Source organism: Hymenobacter guriensis, assembly GCF_015773195.1.
GTDB lineage: Bacteria > Bacteroidota > Bacteroidia > Cytophagales > Hymenobacteraceae > Hymenobacter > Hymenobacter guriensis.
Genome location: NZ_JADWYK010000001.1, coordinates 226008 through 245547 on the forward strand (window position 1 = coordinate 226008; position 19540 = coordinate 245547).

The window sequence follows — 19540 nt, forward strand, 5'->3', positions numbered from 1 at the left end:
CTTAACCTGAATTTTTCCATGAGCACCCGCAAACAGCATATTGCTCAGGTGGCTTTGCAGCTATTTGGAGAAAAGGGCTACGAGAATGCCTCTACGCAACTGATTGCGAAGGCCGCCGGCGTCTCGGAAGCCCTTATTTTCAAGCACTTCGGCTCCAAGGACCAGCTGCTGGAGTTTGTCGTGAAGAATGGCTATAAGCGCATTATCGAGGATAACCGCGGCGGCCTGAACGAGCCGGATCCGCTTACCTTCATCCACAGCGTGATTGAGCTGCCCTACAAGCTGGTGCAGGATGAGCCCTTCTTCTGGAAGCTGCAATACCGCCTGGCCGACTCCGACATGGCGCGCCAGCAGCACGAGCGGTTTATGCGTCCCGTGCCGGCCCTGCTACGCCAGGCTTTCGAGAAACTGGGCTACGCCGAACCCGAAAAAGAAGCCAAGCTCCTGCTGATTCTGGTAGAAGCTCTCTGGAAAATCGAAGCCAACAAAACCGATGAAAACGTACGCGAAATGCTGGACTTCATTAAGCAGAAGTATCAGATGCAGTAAGCAATTTTGTTAGCTAATGACAAGTGAGCAATCTGAGGTTTATTGGCAATCAGAATACCCAGCCGTCCCGCCACTATCAGATCTTTTTCGGAATAAATTAACAGATACTTGGTTTAGAGTACATAGCCTACCAGAATCAAAACGCTACCCTAGCAACACTGTAGACCTTGCTATTCTTCTACATCGCCAGAATACGCTTATTACCGATTTGCTTGGTACCAGGCCTCAACTTCTGCTAGTAACGGGAGAGTATGACTTTGCCTCTGTTGCAAATAAGAAAGGGCTGTTTTCACCGGAAGGCTCGATTCAAGACTTGGCCTTTACGGAGCTTAAACCCTTCATATTGAATCAGCTGGAACCTGACCCCAGAATACCTGATGGATATGCTATTGGTGACCTTTATAGAATCGTCTTTGTGAGAATTGATTGGCAGCCTGAAAAGTGGAATTCAATTCTCGAAGAAATTGCTCAGGGTGAACTGCGGGCTTTTTTCATCTCCGTTGCTAATAAATACCTGATTGCACCCTATGACGGAGGCGTAGATGTAATTGTGAAGAGTACCCCTACTCGCAATTTTTACAAAAAAATATAAGGCTTGGCTATCCTCTAGAGCTGACGGGTTATAGTATAAATCCTAATTAATTCGACTGCCGGAATCGAGCAGTCTACTGCAAAATAGAAAAGTCATTCGATTTTCGACCTGAGGAGCGTCTATTAGCCTTTGGCGCGGTAGCGTTTCACCACGCCTACCACCAGCCAGACCGCAGCGGCCAATTGCGTAGCCAAACCGGCCAGGGAGAGTTCAACGCCCCCTTCCCAGTGCTGAACTCTGAACAGACTGCCCACCAGCAAAAAACCACAGCCAGCCATGAAGAGGAGGACAGATAGCAATACGGTTTTGGTCATCATTGAAAAAAGATATACAAGCAACTCAAACATAACACAAAAGCGCCGCCCCGACGTTGCAGTTGGGGCGGCGCTTGTGCGTTGCAGCCTAGCCGTAGGCTACAGGTGAATCACCTCGCCGTAGGCGGCGGCGGCGGCTTCCATAATGGCTTCCGACATGGTAGGGTGCGGGTGCACCGCTTTGATGATTTCGTGGCCGGTGGTTTCGAGTTTGCGGGCTACCACCACTTCGGCAATCATTTCCGTCACGTTGGAGCCAATCATGTGGGCGCCCAGCCACTCGCCGTACTTCTTGTCGAAGATGACCTTCACGAAGCCGTCCTTGGCGCCGCTGGCCGAGGCTTTGCCCGAGGCCGAGAACGGGAATTTGCCCACCAGAATATCGTAGCCCTGCTTTTTGGCTTCCTCTTCGGTGAGTCCCACCGAGGCAATTTCCGGGGAAGCGTAGGTACAGCCGGGAATGTTCTGGTAGTTGAGCGGCTCGGGATGGTGGCCGGCAATTTTTTCCACGCAGATGATACCCTCGGCCGAAGCCACGTGGGCCAGCGCCGGGCCGGGCACGATGTCGCCGATGGCGTATACGCCGGGCACGTTGGTCTGGTAAAAGTCGTCCACGATGACGCGGCCTTTCTCCACTTTGATGCCCAGCTCTTCAATGCCGATGTTTTCGAGGTTGGTGACCACGCCGGCGGCGCTCAGCACCACGTCGCAGGCAATCTGCTGGTCGCCTTTGGCGGTTTTCACCGTCACGGTGCAGCCTGCGCCGCTGGTATCTACCTTGGTTACCTCCGCCGAGGTCAGCACGTTCACGCCGATTTTCTTGAAGGACTTCTCCATCTGGCGCGACACCTCTTCATCTTCCACGGGCACGATGCGCGGCAGGTATTCCACCAGCGTTACTTCCGAGCCCATAGTGCGGTAGAAGTAGGCAAACTCCACGCCGATGGCGCCGGAACCCACTACCACGAGGCGCTTGGGCAGCTCGGGCAGCACCATGGCCTGCCGGTACCCAATGATTTTCTTGCCGTCGATGGGTAGGGCGGGCAGCTCGCGCGAGCGGGCTCCGGTGGCCAGGATGATGTGCTTGGCCTCCACGATTTCCTTGGCGCCGCCTTCCTTGGTTACTTCCACTTTGCCGGGAGCCAGCACCTTGCCGGTGCCCGATACTACCTCAATCTTGTTTTTCTTGAACAGGAAGTTGATGCCCTTGCTCATGCCGTCGGCCACGCCGCGGCTGCGCTGAATCACGGCCCCGAAGTCGTAGCCCACGCCGTCGGCCTTCAGCCCGTAGTCTTTGGCATGGTTGAGGTACTCAAACACCTGGGCGCTTTTCAGCAGCGCTTTGGTAGGAATACAGCCCCAGTTGAGGCAGATGCCGCCGAGCGACTCCCGCTCCACCACGCCTACTTTCAAACCCAGCTGCGAAGCCCGGATAGCGGCTACGTAGCCCCCGGGGCCGCTGCCAATCACGACCACGTCGAATTGCAATGCCATATGTTGGAAATTTGCTTGCGGAAGAAGACTTTCTTGCCGTAGTTTTGATGAAAACTGCCCTGTCGAAAAAAGGCAGACAACTGGCCGAAAGCCCTTGCTTTCGCAACCGGGGGTAAAGATAAAGAGGGAAAGTTATCCGGCTAAGCTCCCGCGCGGGCAAATAGCTGGCATAAAAAATGCACCCCGGTGCATTCCTTTAATTAATACAACTTTCACGGTTTTTTTGTATTTTCGCCACATGAAACACTGTCTACCACTGTTCCTGACCAGTGCACTGGTTGGTTTGCTCTCTTTCTCGACCCAGGCGCAGAATCCCGCGCCCGTTGCCGACGCGACGTCGGCCCCCGCAGCAGTAGTCGGCGGTGGGGCAGCCAAGGTCGATCCGGCCGTATTGCCCGCCAAAAAGCTCACGTCCTCGGACTACAAAGCCCAGGTAGTCACCTCTACGAAAGTCCTTACGGCTAACCCTAACAATGTGGAGGCCCTGATGACGCGCGCCAAGGCGCATCTGCAGCTGAAAGCCTACGACGAGGCCATCAAGGACTATACCGCCGTTCTTAAGCTGCAGCCCACCAATGCGGATGCGTTGTATAACCGCGGGCTGTCTTACCTGAAAAACGAAGACCAGAAGCCGGCCACCAACGACCTAACAGCCGTGCTGCGCCTGCGCCCCGAGGACAAGGAAGCCTTCTTTGCCCGCGGCGTGGCCAAGCTGCAGGTCAGCAACTTTAAGTCGGCCCTCGGCGATTTTGCCAAAACCATTGCGCTGGACCCCAACTACGCCGATGCCTACGAGTATCGCGGTATCTGCTATGCGTCCATCAATAAATCCAAGGAAGCTCAGCGCGACCTGGAAAAGGCCGTTTCACTGAACCCGGAAGCCGCCAAGAGCCTGCGCAAATATGGCAAGAAGTAAGCGTTAACACGGCTGTTCGGTCATATGGTTGAATGGTCGTCTGGCTGAATAGCCAGGTCAGATACAAAAAGGCCAGCCTTAAGAGGCTGGCCTTTTTGCTTCGTTGCGTTTTACGCGTACGCGCTGGATGCCGGGCCGGAGAATGGGTAAACAGCCCATTTACCAAGGATGCGTTAACAGCCATACAGCCATTCAACTATTCATAGCTTCACCTTCCCAGCAGGAGCTTAAGGTAGAAGCCGGGCTGGCGCAGCCGTTCCCGCAAGTCCAGGTCCAGGAACATGTTGCTGATGGTTTCGGCCAGGGTGGGGTTGCTGGCGGCGCGGTTGGCCACAAAGTTGAACAGCCACGGATACTGTAGCAGCCGCTGCATGGCCCGGCTCAGGCGCAGTTCCTGCCAGAGGCGGTGGTACACGGCTTCATCGTAGCCTTTCAGGAATCCGGCAGACACGTCGTCCGCCGCCAGTGCCCGGGCAGCCCAGTCGGCGGCGTGGCGGCCCGAAACCATAGCATGACTGATGCCTTCGCCACTGAACGGGTCGATCAGGGAGCCAGCGTCGCCGAGCAGCAGGTAGCCGGAGCCGGAAAGCGGGCGGCGCTTGGAGCCCAGCGGCAGCCCGAAGCCGCGCACCGGCCCCAGGCGCTCGGCCGTAGCAAACCGGTCTTTCAGGGCCGGATGAGTGGCCAGGATTTCATCCAGCCGCTCGCGCAGCTTCACTTTCTTCTTCGACACGGCTTCCGAGAGCATGCCTACGCCCACGTTGGCCTGCCCGTTGGGCAGCGGAAACACCCACAGATAACCAGGCAAAAACTCCTTGATGAAGTGTAGCTCGATGAAGTTGTCGGGGTGCAGACCTTGCACGCCCTGGTAGTAGGCGCGCAGGCCGGCGCAATGGTGGGCGGGCTCCAGCTGGTGGCCGCCAATCTGCCGCGCAAACGCCGACTGGGCACCATTGGCTACCAGCAGCAGCCGCGTAGTAGCCAGCACGCTACCATCGGCCGAAAGCAGGCGCCAGCGGCCATCAGGCAGCTGCTCGTGACGGGCTACGTCGGCATTTTCGCGCAGCTCAATGAGCGGCTGCCGACGCACTTGCTCCACCAGAAAGTTGTCGAAGTCGATGCGTTTGCTGATGTGGCCGGCAGGACGGTCGGTGGCCGGGTTGTAGCGCGGCTTGAAAGGCACGGCCAGGCGTCGGCCATTAGGAGCGTAAAAGTCGATGCCCCAACTGGGAAGCTGTGCGGGCTCGGCGGCCAGTTGGGCGGGCAGGGCTTCATCGATCCGGCGCAGCTCACTCAGCACTTTGCCGCTGAGCGCGTCGCCACACACTTTGTCGCGCGGGAAAGTGGCGCGGTCGAGCAGCAGGCTGCGGTGGCCGGCCCGGGCCAGGTGTAGGGCCGCCGTGGTGCCGCCGGGCCCCGCGCCCAGAATACAGATGTCAACGTCGCTCATACCAGAAATTGCTGCCGGCGAAGGTACAGGGTTTCGGCGGCCGGCAGTTCGCCGACGTGTCAGACTACCATCGGCAAAAGAACGCAGCTATTTGCGCGCAGTAGCCGTACAAGGCCCAACCCCTTCATTTCCTGCGAATAGACTTTACGCTTACATAGGATGCAGACTTTTTTACGCCGCCTGAGCCTGGCTGCAGGCTTGCTGGCCCTGGCCACCCAGTGCGCCACCACCACCGAAACCGATAACCCCAACAGCCGCTCCGTCCCCAACACGGCGGCTCCCGTGACGACAGCACCAGCCCCAGCGTCCGACACTACCGCAACTGCGGCCGCAGCGGCCCCGGCAGCTACGGCCCCGGCGGCAACTGCTGCCCCCGCTGCCCCGGCCGAAAAGCGCCTTACCGCCGCCGAATACAAGGCCCAGGTGAAATCGGCGGACATTCGGCTGAAAACGATGCCGAAGGATGCCAAAGCCTTGCTGCGCCGCGCCAAAGCCCATAGCCAGCTGAAAAACTATGCGCTGGCCCTGGCCGACTACAACGCCGTGCTCAAGCTGGAGCCTGCCAACGCCGAAGCTTACTTCAACCGGGGCCTCACCCGCCTGCGCCTCGATCAGTACACGCCCGCCATTGCCGACTTCTCGAAGTCTCTGCGCTACAACCCCAACGACAAGGAGGCCTTTTTCAGCCGGGGCGTGGCCCGCCTGCAGATGGCCAACTACCGCGGCGCTATTCCCGACTTCACCCGTGCCTTGGCCGTTGACTCGCTCTACGCCGATGCCTACGAGTACCGCGGCATCAGCTACGCTTCGCTCTACAAGCCCAAGGAAGCCCGCCGCGACCTGGAAAAAGCGGTGAAGCTGAACCCGGCGGCCGTGAAAAGCCTGCGCAAGTACGCCAAAGACTAACCCAAGAGCCTTTTGCCGGGGCTGGAAGTTGGCGCGTTCCCGCGCTTCGGCTACCTTCGCTCCATGACAAAAACGCTCGACGGAAAAGTGGCCCTCATTACGGGCGCTTCCAAAGGAATCGGCCGCGCCATTGCGGTGCATTTTGCCCAGCTGGGCGCGCAGGTGGCTTTCACGTACCTCTCCAGTGTAGAAAAAGGTCAGCAGCTGGAAACAGAGCTGAGCGCCCACGGTACCAAGGTGAAAGGCTTCCGCTCCGACGCCTCCGATTACGCCCAGGCCGAAAAGCTGGTAGAGGACGTGGTGGCCGAATTCGGCAAGCTGGATATTCTCGTAAACAATGCCGGCATTACGCAGGACGGGCTGCTCATGCGCATGAGCGAGCAGCAGTGGGACCAGGTGCTGGCCGTAAACCTGAAATCGGTGTTCAACCTGACCAAGGCCGCTACCAAGCCCATGATGCGCGCCAAAGCCGGCGCCATTGTGAACATGACCTCGGTGGTAGGCATCAAGGGCAACGCGGGCCAGAGCAACTACGCCGCTTCCAAGGCGGGTATCATCGGCTTCACCAAGTCGGTGGCGCTGGAGCTGGGGTCCCGCAACATCCGCTGCAACGCCATTGCGCCGGGCTTTATTGAAACGGAAATGACCGATGCCCTCGACCCCAAGCAGGTAGACGAGTGGCGCAAGGCCATTCCGCTGCGCCGCGGCGGTACCCCCGAAGACGTGGCCAAAGCCACCGCCTTCCTGGCCTCCGACGACAGCAGCTACATCAGCGGCCAGGTGCTGCAGGTAGATGGCGGCATGCTCACTTAAGAGTATCAGCCGAAATAAACTCTCTCAAAAAGAAAGAGGAGAAGGGCGGCACCGCTCTTCTCCTCTTTCTTTTTCAGGTATCTAACGCCGCTCTAGTGTGTTATCTGAATCCGTTCGGACTGCACATTCTTGCCGCTACCTGACCGGAGCGTATAGAGACCAGCCGGCAGCTTGCGCACGTCCAGAAGCGCTTTGCCACGGTTGCTGGCCTGCGCTTTTACTTTGTGCCCGAGGCTGTCATAAAGCTCGGCGCTGAAGGGCGCAGCGCTGGCATCCTCTTCACCGGCAGTGACCGTTAGCTCCGAACTTACCGGGTTGGGCGATACGCTGTAGCGGTAGCCATAGGGCGAGCTGGGCGCATAAAAGGCGTAGCGGCCTACTATGGGGCAAGGTGAGTTGAGGGCAGTGGCAGTAACTTGGGTGCCCTGCCCGGGCTTCAGGATGAAATGAATGCTTGAACCCGTCGTGTTGGTTATCTGGATGGCCGGATTATCCAGGGTGATGCTATAGTAGTAGGAAGGATTGGTAACAAACACGCCCACATCGGCTCCTTGCGCATTGGTAATGCCCAACGACTGGTAGGTATTGAGCGAAACGGGGCTGCCATAGCCCGGGGAGTAGCCGCAGTTGAAATACCCCGTGGGCGCCGGCGTGGCAAAGTTTACCTGGTAGTTATTGGACACCGTACCGCAGCCGCTGAGCGTGAGCGTGAAGCTGCCCCCGCTTGAACTGCTGGCGCCCTGCAAGGTGAAGGCGGAAGAAGTAAGTGGGTTGGCCTGCTGCAGAGACAGTCCGTTGCTGATGTTCGAGAGGGTGTAGGTATACGCCGGGTTGAAGTTCATAATCTGATAGGTAATCGTCTTCGAGCAGGTGTTGTTGCTCGTCGGGTAGGCTATCAGCTGAGGCGGCTGCACCGTCACCGTCACCGAGCTGGTGCGCACCGTGGCCGGCGACGTAGGCAGCGTGACGGTGAGCGTATACGTGGTAGTGGTGGTGGGCTGTACGGTTATCTGGGGGCTGTTGGGAAACTCAACGTCGCTTCCCGCCAGGCTCCAGGTATAGGTAGCCTCCGGAATCCGGCAACCCGAGCCAATGGTCACGGGTGAGTAGGGACACGTGGTTTTGCCGGGGCCCGCCGTAGCAATTTCGTAGATGCCCACGGCGTCAATGTAATGATAGGACAGCGGCCGGGGCCCGCTGGGGGAAGACATGGGCGTGGACTGCTGAAAGTTGCCGATATTTACGTAGTAATCCACCAGGCCCGAGGTGGTAGTCGGCGGCGTAATCAGGCCGTTGATGCGCGTCCACTGGGTGCTGCTCACCGGCGCATTGCTGTGAATGCTCAGGTTGGCGGGGGCAGTAGCGTAGTACAGCCGGGGCGTATACCCCGAGGAATTGGGCGCAACGGTATAGGTGTCGTTGCGCGGTGAAGTAGGTGTGAGTTCCATACCCACGTGCGTAGCCGTGTTCGACTTGCGGCTCCGGGCTACCTGCATGGTGGCATAGTACTCCTTGCCAGCTTGCAGCTGCACTTTCTGCGTGACATACTCTATGTAGGTCTGCGTACCATACACGCCGGTGTTGTAGGTGTACAAGCCAATAGCCCCATTAATGGCATTGGGGGCCGGATTGTAGTTGTAGGGCGTAAACTGCGGCAAGCCCGACCCATCAACGGTCAGCGGGTTCGTCTCCATGCCGTTCGGGGCGTTGGTGGCGTAGTAATCGGGCGTGGTGTAGTTGGTGGCTTCCCAGCTGGCCAGTTCATTGGTGCTGCCCGCATTGCTTTTCACGTTGCTGATGTAGCCCGCGGGCGCACTTACCTGCGTATCGAAGTCACCGTTGGTGATGCTGTTGCAGGGCGCCTGCGCCACTACACCCAGCGGAATTCCCGTCAACAGTAGGCCGAGGGGTAATGCATGCGTAATCGAAGTCTTCATAAATATGTTGGTATGAGATTATAAGGGGCGCGCGAAGGTATCCACGCACGGTTATCAATCATCAAGAAGTAATAAAAAATAATTTTTATACCATACTGGATTGTACTTCACGTTAATTATCTGGCCTGACTATTTGTGCAGCATCGGGCGCACGCAGTTGTACCTTGCCAACCAACCAGCCGTCTACCTGCGGCTCTAACCAGTACCGATCAGTAGCTGATACCTCCATCGTATGCGACGCGTTTTTGGTGTTTTATTGTTTCTGGGGCTGGTTGCCTTGTTCCTGGTTGTATTTCCGCGCCGGAAGCAGCGCCCGGGTTATTTCCGACGGGAACGGCGGGCTGAACTAACCACGCTATTCGTTTCGCTGAAGCTGAACGAAGGAGACCTGATTTTTCACACCTCGCAGTCGGCGCAGAGCCGGGCTATTCAGCTGGCTACGCACTCTCCCTACAGCCACTGCGGCATGCTGTTTCGGCAGGGCGGGGAGTGGCAAGTGTTGGAGGCCGTGCAGCCGGTGGGCATCACGCCCATGGAGAAGTGGATTACGCGCGGCAAGGGCGGCCACTTCATAGTGAAGCGCCTGCGCGATGCCGAGCAGGTACTCACGCCCACCACCCTTCGCCGCCTTAAGCGCGCCGGCCAGCAGTATCGCGGCAAGAACTATGATTTGTACTTCGGCTGGTCGGATGAGCGGATCTACTGCTCCGAGCTGCTCTGGAAGATTTACCAGCAGGCCACCGGGCGCGAAATCGGGAAGCTTCAGCACCTGCGCGACTTCGACCTCTCCCACCCCACCGTGCAGGCCAAAATGCGGGAGCGGTACGGCCGCCGCCTCCCGCTGGATGAGCGGGTAATTTCGCCGGTGCAGATGCTGGAAAGCTCGGAGCTGGTGACGGTGGTGGAGCGGTGAGGGTTAGCCGCGGGTTGCTCGGGCAGCTTCCAGCAACTGGATTACGTGGGACAAATTTGCGGCAAAATCCTGCGTTTCGTACTGAAAGAAAGCGTTGGTCAGCTTCTCAAGTATAGCATCAGTAAGCAGCCAATCGAAAAACACGCGGCCTTTTTCGTCCGACCTATCGAATTCAGATAGCACGCGTTTTTTTAGAACGTTTCGGTCATTTCTCTCCACAAAGTCAACTAGGCGTCTCACTGCGTGCTGGTTGTCTGATTCGGCCCATAATTGGAGCATCTGGTCGAAAGCAGGGTACACGTTTGCAATAGCCGCGAAATACCCTTCAAAAAGGGCATCTATCCACTTTGCCTCATCGTCTTCTGTCAGCAATACCTGCCAGAAAGCCCACAAGTACTTCTGCACAGCCGCCTGCTCTGCTGCTGGCCACGTGTGCCATTTGCCGTAGCATAACTTATCCAACGCTACCCATTCTTCCCAACCCGAACCCGTAGCTAGGTCCGTTAGCAACTCAAAGATGCGCGGCAGAAAGTGTCGGAAGTCATCCACGTCGCCCCACGTCGTCATGACTTTGAAGTAGAAGATTCTGAGGTCGTCTTCTGTTAATTCCCGCAACGGCTTAGCCGCCAGCATCCGGTTCCAGTTGGATAAATCGTGATACAACGGACTGCCATCCATATTCGGGTTGAGCCCATACCGGGCGAAAATACGGTATAGGTCTTCAACAGCATTTTGCAGTTCGGAATGCATAGTGGCTTTCAAAAGAATTACTTGACCACTTCATCGTCGTAAGGTACCGGCAAATTCAGATGGATACTGTAGTCTGCGCCGGTGCAGATGCTGGAAAGCCCGGAGCTGGCGACGGTGGTGGCACGCGGTAAAGGCTATCCGAAGCTGCCTCTATCGATTAAAATACGCCAGTGCCAGGCTGTCGTATTTCTCGTGGTAACGCACCGGAATCCGATGCAGCTGGAAAGTGCCTTCTTCCGTGGCCATCGTTTCACCATAATCCCCCTGCGACAAAATCTCATAATGTGCTCTTCCGGTGCGCAACAGCGTTAAAGTATAGACGTGGTGGGCACTATCATTTAGCTGGCGAACTGTAGCTACCACCAATGAACTATCCGCTTGGCGGAAAGAGGCGTCAGCGTGTAGCCTTCCCTGTAAAGCGGTCCTAACGGCTACAGCCCCGCGGAGACTGGTATTGGGAAAGCACCACGTAGCATTCTGTGGCGGCGGCTGCACCACTATTTCTCCAGGCACAAGCAGATGGCCGCTACGGCTCCAATAATAGGCCGCCGCCAACAAACCCATGCAAATGCCTAATATGAGCAGCAGTGGATAGGCCAGCCACCGAAAAGCCTTCATTTGATAAGCGCGCATCATTCATCTTCTTTGCCCAGAAACCGGTCCAGCTACGTTGCGCCTCCTCCTTTTTCCAGGGCGACCTTATCGTGGACGAAACGATATAGCCACACGCCTTGGTATTCTTTTCTCAGACTATCCGACAAGGGCTGACTGAAGACGTGGTAGCTATAGCGGCTCATGCCACTACGCTGGAACCCTATCTGTGCAGGCTCACCGTTGCGAATAGAAATACATCCTGCTTGCTTTAGTTTTTCCGCGAGCTTTCGTACCTGTGCTGGCGTCCAGCCATAGGCTTGTACTACTGAATCCAATGTTACCCGCTTATCTGCCCCGGCGTGGTAATGGAGATAATTCATGCCAGGAGTTCCGAACCCTAGCCGGCTTACACTATCCTGTTCAAATTCTATTTCGATGTGCTGGTTGTGAGGCACCAGGGAATCATAATAAGCCCGTAGTGCCGTCAGTTGAGGCTGATGGACGCGGTAGTGCGCCAGTAAGTCTGCTTTGGAATAGTCCTTATCGGCCATTATTTCTGATAGTCTGGCCCCACTACAAAAAGCAACACCATACAGGCTAACTGTTCCCAGCAAAGCCCATGAAAACACGCTAACCACCAACTGAAGAAACTTCATTATTTCCCTTTCTCCTTCTCATAAGGAAACGGCAGATTAATCCGGATTTCGTGGTCTTCGCCGGCGTGGTTGAGAAAGCGGGCGGCCCGCATCACGCGCAGGGCTTCTTCGTCGCAGCCGCCACCCAGGCTTTTTACCACCATCACGTCCTGGGGAATGCCTTGCTTGTCGATGCGCAGCTCCAGCGTAACGCGGCCTGCCAGGTGCTGCTGCCGGGCCGCAGCCGGGTATTGCAGCTGGGCGTACAGGGCCTCGTAGCCGCCAATCAGCTCTATCGGTGACTTTTCTTCCGTTGTGGCCGGGCGCGGCGTCACGTACATGGCCGGGGGATTGGGGTTGTGGCTGGCCGTGGGCACCTGGTAGGGTATAGACCAGTGCTTAAGGTACTGCTCCAGCGGCTCCAGCCCGATTTTCGCCCGCCGGGTGTTCACATTGGGCTCGTCTTCGATGGGTTGGAGCTGGTAGTGGCCGTTGACGGCGGGGCCAAGCTGGGAGCCATACAGCTGCTTTTCGCCCCTGGCAACTCTGAGCCGGTCAACCAGCAAAGCCAGCGACGACCAGCGCAATTCGCCCTTATCGGCGGCGGCCGTGAGCAGCGGCAGGTACTTCTCGTCGGGGTTGTGCTGAATCACGAGAAAAACCACCGACTGCTGATACTCCCCCACCAACGATTTGCCGGGGTAGCCATGGACGGTAATCAGGCTGTCGACCTGCCGGATCAGGCGGTTGTCCAGCTTGCCTTGCTGCTGCATGGCGGCCCGCAGCTGCGGCGAATCCGGCCCGTAGGTGCGGTCGGCTTCCTCCGCCACGCGCCGGTACTGCTGGTCCTGGTAGCCGATTTGCCGGATAAGCGTCAGCAGCGGCTGGTTGAATTGGGCCTCGTAGCGCTGTTGGCGAGTGCGGGCCTGCGCCAGCAGCCGGGGCCAGGCCCGCTGGGAAGTCAGCCCGGCGAAGTCCCCCTCTTCCTGCAGCGTTTCGGGAGAGTAGTAGCCGGTGGCTACGGCGCGCTTCAGGAGCCGCAGCGCGGCCTGGGGGTTTCCCTGCCGGGCGGCGCTACGGGCCTGCTGGTACAGGGCCGGCGCCGACTCCTCAGCAACCAACATGGCAGGTTGGCGGGCGGCGCCGTAGGTGGCCGGGCCGGCCAGACTAAGGGCCAGCAAAGCGGTAGTCAGATACTGAGGCATAGGAAGAATTCAGCCGGGCCGGCTTCAATTAAATAACGCCTGGCTAAGTAAGCAATTCTTTTTTACCTGCTTGTCCGCCATCATCTTCCTACCTTCGCTCCTGCCTGCATAACCCGCCGCGCAACCCTGCGGCGCTGCCTGGGGTTCTTGGGGCAGCCGCTATTCCCTTCCGCTGTTGATCTTCTCTGCTTCTCCCTGGTTTCTGTTGGTGTGCCTGCTGGTAGGCGCGGGCTACGCTGCTTTGCTGTACTCGGCCCAGGCCCCCTGGGGCCGGCCGCTGAACTACGCGCTGGCCTTCATCCGCTTTGCCGTAGTGAGCTTTTTGTGCTTTCTGCTGCTCTCGCCCTTTCTCAAAACCACTACCTCCACCACCGAAAAGCCCACCGTGGTGCTGGCCGTGGACGACTCGCAGTCGGTGGGGCTGTTTACGCCGGGCGCGGTGCTTTCCCAAACCACCAGCGGCCTGCAGCAGCTCACCCGAACCCTCACGGAGCGCGGCTTTCAGGTGGAAACCCGCCCGCTCAGCCAGCCCACCCGCCTCATCCCGCCCGATTCACTCCGCTTCACGGCCGCTACCTCCAACCTCGACGGGCTGCTTTCCACCGTGAGCGAGGCCTACGAGGGTCGCAACCTGGCCGGCGTGGTGCTCGTGTCAGATGGCATTGTAAACCAGGGCCGCTCCCCGGTGTACTCCGAGTACCGCTTCCCGATTTATGCTGTAGGTGTGGGCGACACCCTGCCCAAGAAAGACCTCAGCCTGCCCACGCTCACTTACAACCGCGTCGCCTTCAGCGGCAACCGCTTCCCGCTGGAAGTGGAAGTCGGCTACGAAGGCTTCGGTGGAGCAGCTACGGTGCAGGTGCGCGAAAACGGCCGGGTATTGCAAACCCGCCGCGTGGCGCTGCCTGCCGGCCGCCGCCGCACCAAAACCACCTTTCTGCTCACGGCCCCCGCGCCCGGCAAGCGCCGCTACGAAGTGCTGATCGAGCGGCAGCCCGGCGAGTTCACGCCCCTCAACAACCAGAAAACGGCTTACGTCGACGTGGTGAAGGGCAAGCTGCGGGTGCTGCTGGCCGGCGCCGCGCCCCACCCCGACCTGAAAGCCCTGCGCGCCGCCATCCTGCGCAACGACAACTTCGACCTGACAACGTACCTGCCCGGCATTGGCGCCCTGCCCGCGCCTACCTACGACGTGGCCATCTTGCACCAGTTGCCGGCCCAGGGCGGGCTGGGCGCCGAGCTGCTGGCCCAGGTGCGCAGCCGCCGCGTACCGGCGTTGTTCGTGCTGGGCGCGCAGTCGGACCTGGCGGCCTACAACCGCCTGGGCACCGGCCTCACGGTGCAGCCTCGCGGCGGCCAGACCGACGAGGTGACGCCCGTGCCCAACCCGGCGTTTGCCCGCTTCACGTTTGAGGAAGATGCCCTGCGCCGCTTTGCCGAGTACCCGCCCGCGCCGGTGCCGTTCGGGCAGTTCAGCTTAAGCGGAGGTGCCGAAGCTGCTTTGCTGCAACAGGTAGGCCGCCTGAAAACCCAGCGGCCCTTGCTGGTATTTGGCGGCACGCCCCAGCAAAAGCAGGCCACCTTGCTCACGGATGGCAGCTGGCAGTGGCGCCTGCAGGAAGCCGTGGAGCATGACGCCCAGCCCGAGGCCTACGACCGGCTTATCATCCGAACCCTGCAGCTGCTCACCCAGAATGCCAACAAAAAGCGCCTCGACGTGTACCCCACGCAGGACAACTTTACCACCCAGGATGATGTAACCCTGGGCGCAGAAACGTACAACGCAGTATTTGAGCGGGTGTACGGGCAGCCCGTCACGCTTACCCTCACGGATGAGCAGAAGCAGACGCGCACCTTCCGCTTTGTGCCTACCGAGGACGGTGCCCCGCTGCACCTTGGTCCGCTGGCCGGAGGCCTCTACCGCTACCAGGCCCGCGCCACGCTGGGTGGCCAGCCTCAGCAGGACCAGGGCGAGCTACTGGTGCAGGAGCAGCAACTCGAAGCCCTGGACGCCCGCGCCGACCACAACCTGCTTTACCAGCTGGCCCGCCGCAGCGGCTCCCGGCTTTATTATCCGCAGCAGTTGGCTCAGCTTGGGCAGGATATTCTGAAGGCAAACTACAAGCCCGTCATCTACGAACAGGAAGATCTGAAGGAGCTCATCAACCTGAAGTGGCTGTTTTTCCTGCTCCTAGCCCTGGTCACGGCCGAGTGGGCCGCCCGCAAGTACTCCGGCGGGATATAAACTCTTAGCCGCGAAGCCGAGCCAGCCTGTCCCTAGGGCACCGCCATTCGGCCCGGCCTCCCTCCGGTTGCTTCACCTTTTTAGAGCATATCAAAAAAGGTGAAGCAAATGTGTGGTGGATTTGCTTTCAGTTTTTACGTCATCCTGAAACCCGAAAGCAAATTCGTCGAGAGTTTGCTTTCGGGGTTTGCGTTATTCGGAAAAGCGAAAGCAAGTCCACTATACGGGTCACTGCTTTCTACCGCTAGTCAGGAAGAAGAATAATCAGCTACGGGTTGGCGCATCCCTTGGTACCTTTGCTCTATGCGCTACGTCCTGCTCAACAAACCCTACGAAGTCCTCACGCAGTTTACCGACGAAACCGGCCGGCAAACGCTCAAGGATTTCGTGCAGATTCCCAACATCTACCCCGTCGGCCGCCTCGACTTCGACTCCGAAGGACTCGTACTGCTCACCGACGACAAGCAGCTGCAGCATCGGCTGTCGGAACCGCGCTTTAAAGTACCGAAAACCTACTGGGCGCAGGTAGAAGGCGTGCCCACTGAAGCGGCATTGGAGAATCTGCGGCGCGGCGTAGACCTGAAAACCGGCTACACCTCCCCTGCCGAGGTGGAGCTGCTGCCTGAGGCGCCGGAGCTTTGGGAACGAAGCAAGCCGGTGCGCTTCCGAGCCAATATCCCCACCAGCTGGGTGCAGATTCGCATTTCCCAGGGCATGAACCGGCAGGTGCGCAAGATGACGGCGGCCGTGGGCTTTCCTACTTTGCGCCTCGTGCGCGTCAGCATTGCCGACCTGCGCGTGGAAAAGCTGCAGCCCGGCCAGTGGCGTGAGCTGACCACGGCCGAGGTGCAGGCATTGCGCGAGGATATGGCGGCCCAAACGGCGGCGGCCGGAACATTCAAAACGCCCGGCAAAGGCACCGAATTCTGGCCCGGTGGGGTACCACCTTCCGCCAAGGCCCTGAAAGCCGTAGGTCAGAAATCCAACCGCCCCCCAGCTGCTGGTGGCAGCAAAAACACTTCTGCCAGTGCCTCCCGCAAGCCTACCGGCAAACCGCCACGGGGCGGCGCTGGTACCCGGCCGGGAGCTAAGGCCAAGCCCGGTGCCGGACCAAAGCCGGGCGCGGGCCGGCCGGCTGGTAAACGCGGGCGGTAAGGTGCGGCGGCGCAGGATTTGGCTGCTGGCGGCGCTGCTGGCCTTCATAGGACTGAATGCCGTGGCTTTTTTTCACGCCTGGCGCTTCACGCATTTCTCGCTTGAAGCCGGACCACGCACCGGCCACCCGGAGCGGCTCACGGGCTGGCGCAAGCTGGGCGTGCTGCTCACGGGCGTCGTTAATCCCAAGCCGGTAAATCGAAGTAAGCCAGCCTTCCCCTACCAAACTGTATTGCTGCGCAGCCCGAACGGCCACTTGGAAACCTGGTACGCTCCCGTGCAGGGTGCGCGGGGAACGGTAGCGCTGTTTCACGGCTACACCAGCAGCAAAGCCGCGCAGCTCACCGAGGCCGCGTATTTCCGCCAACTGGGCTACTCCGTTCTGCTCACCGATTTCGCGGGCAACGGCGGCTCCGAGGGAAACCGCTGCACCGTGGGTTACCGGGAGGCCGAGGACGTGCGCACCGTATTCCGGTGGCTGCAGCGCCAACAGCCAGAGCAGCACATCGTCCTCTACGGCGTGAGCATGGGCGCCGAGGCCATTCTGCGGGCCGAGAGCGAGCTGGGCGTTAGGCCGGCCGCCAGCATAGTGGAGTGTCCCTACGGCAGCATGCTCCAGACAGCGCGCAACCGGTTTACGGCTCTGCGGGTGCCGGCTTTCCCGCTGGCCAACCTGCTGGTGTTCTGGGGCGGTGTGCAGAATGGCTTCTGGGCGTTTGATCTGGATGCCACGGAGTTTGCGTCCCGCATCAGCACGCCCACCCTGCTCATGTGGGGCGAGGCCGACCCGCGCGTTACCCGCGCCGAAACCGACGCCATCTTCCAAAACCTGCGCGGCCCCAAGCAGCGCCAGGATTTTGCCGATTCCGGCCACGAGCCGTACTGGGGCAAACACCCCGCGCTGTGGCAACGGCGGATTCGGGAATTTCTGCAGCCTGCGACTCGGCCTTAATAGAACTATTCCTATTCTCGCAACGGCTAAAATTTCTGCCTGCGCAGGCGTTACCTCTTATTGCGCTGGCTTTGTATGTCCGGTGTGTATTACCTGAAAATCCTTCGTTCTTCTTTACAGAAAGGGTTTTTTACAATAATACCCGCAATCAAAGCTTCATTTCTTTTCAGAATTGCCATTAAAAAAAGCTGCTGGCCGATTGGTTATTTCTGAAAAAACGGTTACTTGCCGCTACGCAACCTTACCGTAACATGGAAGTAGAAACTGTAAAATACCCAGCTATCCGCAATTATGTAGGAGGCCGTTTTGTGGATGACAGCCCGGCCTCTTCGCTGGATGTGTACAGTCCGCTTACCGGGGCCGTCATTTCATCGGTGCCGCTGAGTGGTGCTACCGCCCTCGACGCTGCTGTGCAGGCTGCGCAGGCCGCTTACCCGGCTTGGTCGGCCACGCCCATCAAGGAGCGGGTGCAGATTTTCTACCGTTACAAGACCTTGCTGGAGCGCGACATGAAGGCGCTGGCCGACCTCGTGCGCGAGGAAAACGGCAAAACCTACGACGAGGCCCGCGCCGAGGTAGAAAAGGCCATTGAGCTAACGGAGTTTGCCTGCTCCATGCCCCAGCTGATTCAGGGTGAGTTTCTGGAAGTAAGCAAGGGCGTGGAAGCCCGCGTGGAGCGCAAGCCCCTGGGCGTAGTAGCCAGCATTGCGCCCTTCAACTTCCCCAACATGGTACCCCACTGGACTATCCCGAATGCCCTAGTGCTCGGCAACACCATGATTCTGAAGCCCTCCGAAGTAGTGCCGCTGAGCGCCGGTAAGATTGCCGAGCTGCTCAAGGAAGCCGGCTTGCCCGATGGGGTGCTCAACATCGTGCACGGCGACCGGGAAATTGTAGAATCCATCTGCGACCATCCGACTATTCAAGCCGTGTCGTTCGTGGGCTCCACCAAAATTGCCAAGGTCGTCTACATCCGCGCTACCGGCAACCTGAAGCGCTGCGTGGCGCTGGGTGGGGCCAAAAACCATCTGATGGTACTGCCCGATGCCCACCCCGATATGACGGCTTCCAACGTGGCCGCTTCCATGTCGGGCTGCGCGGGGCAGCGCTGCATGGCAGGCTCTACCATGGTGGGCGTAGGCGCGGTTGACGATATCGTGGCCAAGATTGTCGAGGAAGCCCGCAAGATCGTGCCCGGCCAGAACCTCGGCTCTGTCATCAGCAAGGAAGCCAAAGCGCGCATCGAACAGCACATTACCGAAGCCGAAGCTGCTGGTGCTAAGGTCCTGCTCGACGGCCGCAATGTCCGCGTGGAAGGTCATGAGGACGGCTACTACGTGGGCGCCACGGTGGTAGATTACGTGACGCCCGATATGCGCATTGCCCAGGAAGAAGTGTTCGGTCCGGTACTAGCCATCATGCGTACGAAGACCCTAGATGAGGCCCTAGCCATCGAAAATGCCAACCCCTACGGTAACGCCGCCGCTGTGTTTACCAGCAGCGGCAGCTCAGCCCGCTACGTGATGGACCACGCCAACGCCGGCATGATTGGCGTGAACATCGGTGTGCCGGTGCCCCGGGAGCCGTTCTCCTTCGGCGGCTGGAACGAGTCGAAATTTGGGTCCTGCGACATCACCGGCAAAAGCTCTATTGAGTTCTGGACCCAGCTCAAGAAAACCACCACCAAGTGGAACCCTGAGTCGCGGGTGAACTGGATGAGCTAAATTCAAAAGAACGTCATGCCGAGCGTAGCCGAGGCATCTCGCGTGCTGACGTTGGCTTGGCGGTCCTTCTCATGAATTTTTACATCTACATCCTGACTAACCCAGCTCGTACGGCACTGTACACCGGCGTTACAAATAATTTGGAGCGACGGCTACAGGAGCACAGTGAAGGACTAGGTGAGGCAGGTAAGTTCACAGGCCGTTACCAATGTAACCTCTTGGTATACTTCGAAATCAGCCCCGATACTACGCAGGCTATTACCCGGGAAAAGCAAATCAAAAACTGGACTCGCACCAAAAAAAAGTTTTTAATCAACACCTTAAACCCAAGCTGGGAGCCGATTGATCTGCAAACCTGGAATGGGTAAATTACCTCAACGTCAGCACGCGAGATGC

General features: G+C 58.7%; 19 protein-coding genes. 11 read left to right on the top strand and 8 right to left on the bottom strand.

Annotated elements, in window-relative coordinates; translation table 11 throughout:
• The first annotated feature begins 18 nt into the window (after positions 1-18).
• Together I5L79_RS00945 and I5L79_RS00950 are read left to right on the top strand one after the other, a co-directional pair.
• A complete protein-coding gene (locus tag I5L79_RS00945; RefSeq protein WP_196953142.1) occupies positions 19-549 on the top strand; it encodes a TetR/AcrR family transcriptional regulator in 531 nt (176 codons plus the stop codon).
• Positions 550-565: 16 nt separating this feature from the next.
• Positions 566-1141, top strand: coding sequence for a DUF3885 domain-containing protein (locus tag I5L79_RS00950; RefSeq protein WP_196953143.1), 576 nt, complete (start codon positions 566-568; stop codon positions 1139-1141).
• A 122-nt stretch (positions 1142-1263) separates the two neighbouring features.
• Here the strand turns inward: I5L79_RS00950 and I5L79_RS00955 are convergent, their stop codons facing one another.
• Together I5L79_RS00955 and lpdA are read right to left on the bottom strand one after the other, a co-directional pair.
• Complete coding sequence (locus I5L79_RS00955; RefSeq protein WP_196953144.1) at positions 1264-1458, bottom strand: hypothetical protein; 195 nt, start codon at positions 1456-1458, stop codon at positions 1264-1266.
• A gap of 96 nt (positions 1459-1554) precedes the next feature.
• Positions 1555-2949, bottom strand: a complete 1395-nt coding sequence (lpdA, locus tag I5L79_RS00960) for a dihydrolipoyl dehydrogenase (RefSeq protein WP_196953145.1) — start codon at positions 2947-2949, stop codon at positions 1555-1557.
• Positions 2950-3187: 238 nt separating this feature from the next.
• Here lpdA and I5L79_RS00965 point away from each other — a divergent pair, with 238 nt between their 5' ends.
• Positions 3188-3865, top strand: coding sequence for a tetratricopeptide repeat protein (locus I5L79_RS00965; RefSeq protein WP_196953146.1), 678 nt, complete (start codon positions 3188-3190; stop codon positions 3863-3865).
• Between the two features lie 208 nt (positions 3866-4073).
• Here the strand turns inward: I5L79_RS00965 and I5L79_RS00970 are convergent, their stop codons facing one another.
• Complete coding sequence (locus tag I5L79_RS00970) at positions 4074-5315, bottom strand: geranylgeranyl reductase family protein (protein WP_196953147.1); 1242 nt, start codon at positions 5313-5315, stop codon at positions 4074-4076.
• Positions 5316-5474: 159 nt separating this feature from the next.
• Between I5L79_RS00970 and I5L79_RS00975 the strand changes: the two genes are divergently transcribed.
• Both I5L79_RS00975 and fabG read left to right on the top strand, forming a co-directional pair.
• Entirely contained in the window at positions 5475-6221 is a 747-nt protein-coding gene (locus I5L79_RS00975; protein WP_196953148.1) for a tetratricopeptide repeat protein, read from the top strand.
• Between the two features lie 63 nt (positions 6222-6284).
• Positions 6285-7034 (top strand): 3-oxoacyl-[acyl-carrier-protein] reductase, encoded by a 750-nt coding sequence (gene fabG, locus I5L79_RS00980; RefSeq protein ID WP_196953149.1) that lies wholly within the window; start codon positions 6285-6287, stop codon positions 7032-7034.
• Between the two features lie 92 nt (positions 7035-7126).
• Here fabG and I5L79_RS00985 read toward each other — a convergent pair whose 3' ends face one another.
• Positions 7127-8971, bottom strand: a complete 1845-nt coding sequence (locus I5L79_RS00985) for a T9SS type A sorting domain-containing protein (RefSeq protein ID WP_196953150.1) — start codon at positions 8969-8971, stop codon at positions 7127-7129.
• 232 nt (positions 8972-9203) lie between these two features.
• Between I5L79_RS00985 and I5L79_RS00990 the strand changes: the two genes are divergently transcribed.
• The gene (locus I5L79_RS00990) at positions 9204-9884 is read left to right on the top strand and encodes a YiiX family permuted papain-like enzyme (protein ID WP_196953151.1); all 681 of its coding nucleotides are present in this window, start codon (positions 9204-9206) and stop codon (positions 9882-9884) included.
• Positions 9885-9887: 3 nt separating this feature from the next.
• On the opposite strand, the gene I5L79_RS00995 is transcribed toward I5L79_RS00990, so the two are convergent.
• The 4 genes from I5L79_RS00995 to I5L79_RS01010 form a co-directional block, all read right to left on the bottom strand.
• A complete protein-coding gene (locus I5L79_RS00995; RefSeq protein WP_196953152.1) occupies positions 9888-10634 on the bottom strand; it encodes a hypothetical protein in 747 nt (248 codons plus the stop codon).
• Positions 10635-10784: 150 nt separating this feature from the next.
• Entirely contained in the window at positions 10785-11252 is a 468-nt protein-coding gene (locus I5L79_RS01000) for a hypothetical protein (RefSeq protein WP_231402645.1), read from the bottom strand.
• 47 nt (positions 11253-11299) lie between these two features.
• Positions 11300-11779: a hypothetical protein gene (locus I5L79_RS01005; protein WP_196953154.1), complete on the bottom strand. Its 480-nt coding sequence runs from the start codon at positions 11777-11779 to the stop codon at positions 11300-11302.
• Positions 11780-11883: 104 nt separating this feature from the next.
• A complete protein-coding gene (locus I5L79_RS01010) occupies positions 11884-13068 on the bottom strand; it encodes an energy transducer TonB (protein ID WP_196953155.1) in 1185 nt (394 codons plus the stop codon).
• Between the two features lie 175 nt (positions 13069-13243).
• Between I5L79_RS01010 and I5L79_RS01015 the strand changes: the two genes are divergently transcribed.
• The 5 genes from I5L79_RS01015 (at position 13244) to I5L79_RS01035 (ending at position 19512) form a co-directional block, all read left to right on the top strand.
• The gene (locus I5L79_RS01015; RefSeq protein WP_231402647.1) at positions 13244-15313 is read left to right on the top strand and encodes a VWA domain-containing protein; all 2070 of its coding nucleotides are present in this window, start codon (positions 13244-13246) and stop codon (positions 15311-15313) included.
• Positions 15314-15616: 303 nt separating this feature from the next.
• Positions 15617-16468: a pseudouridine synthase gene (locus I5L79_RS01020; protein WP_196953156.1), complete on the top strand. Its 852-nt coding sequence runs from the start codon at positions 15617-15619 to the stop codon at positions 16466-16468.
• On the top strand, positions 16416-17420 hold the full coding sequence (locus I5L79_RS01025) for an alpha/beta hydrolase (protein ID WP_196953157.1): 1005 nt from the start codon (positions 16416-16418) through the stop codon (positions 17418-17420). The genes I5L79_RS01020 and I5L79_RS01025 overlap by 53 nt, the downstream gene beginning before the upstream one ends.
• A gap of 251 nt (positions 17421-17671) precedes the next feature.
• The gene (locus I5L79_RS01030) at positions 17672-19144 is read left to right on the top strand and encodes a CoA-acylating methylmalonate-semialdehyde dehydrogenase (RefSeq protein ID WP_196953158.1); all 1473 of its coding nucleotides are present in this window, start codon (positions 17672-17674) and stop codon (positions 19142-19144) included.
• Positions 19145-19215: 71 nt separating this feature from the next.
• Positions 19216-19512 (top strand): GIY-YIG nuclease family protein, encoded by a 297-nt coding sequence (locus I5L79_RS01035; protein ID WP_196953159.1) that lies wholly within the window; start codon positions 19216-19218, stop codon positions 19510-19512.
• Positions 19513-19540 lie beyond the last annotated feature (28 nt).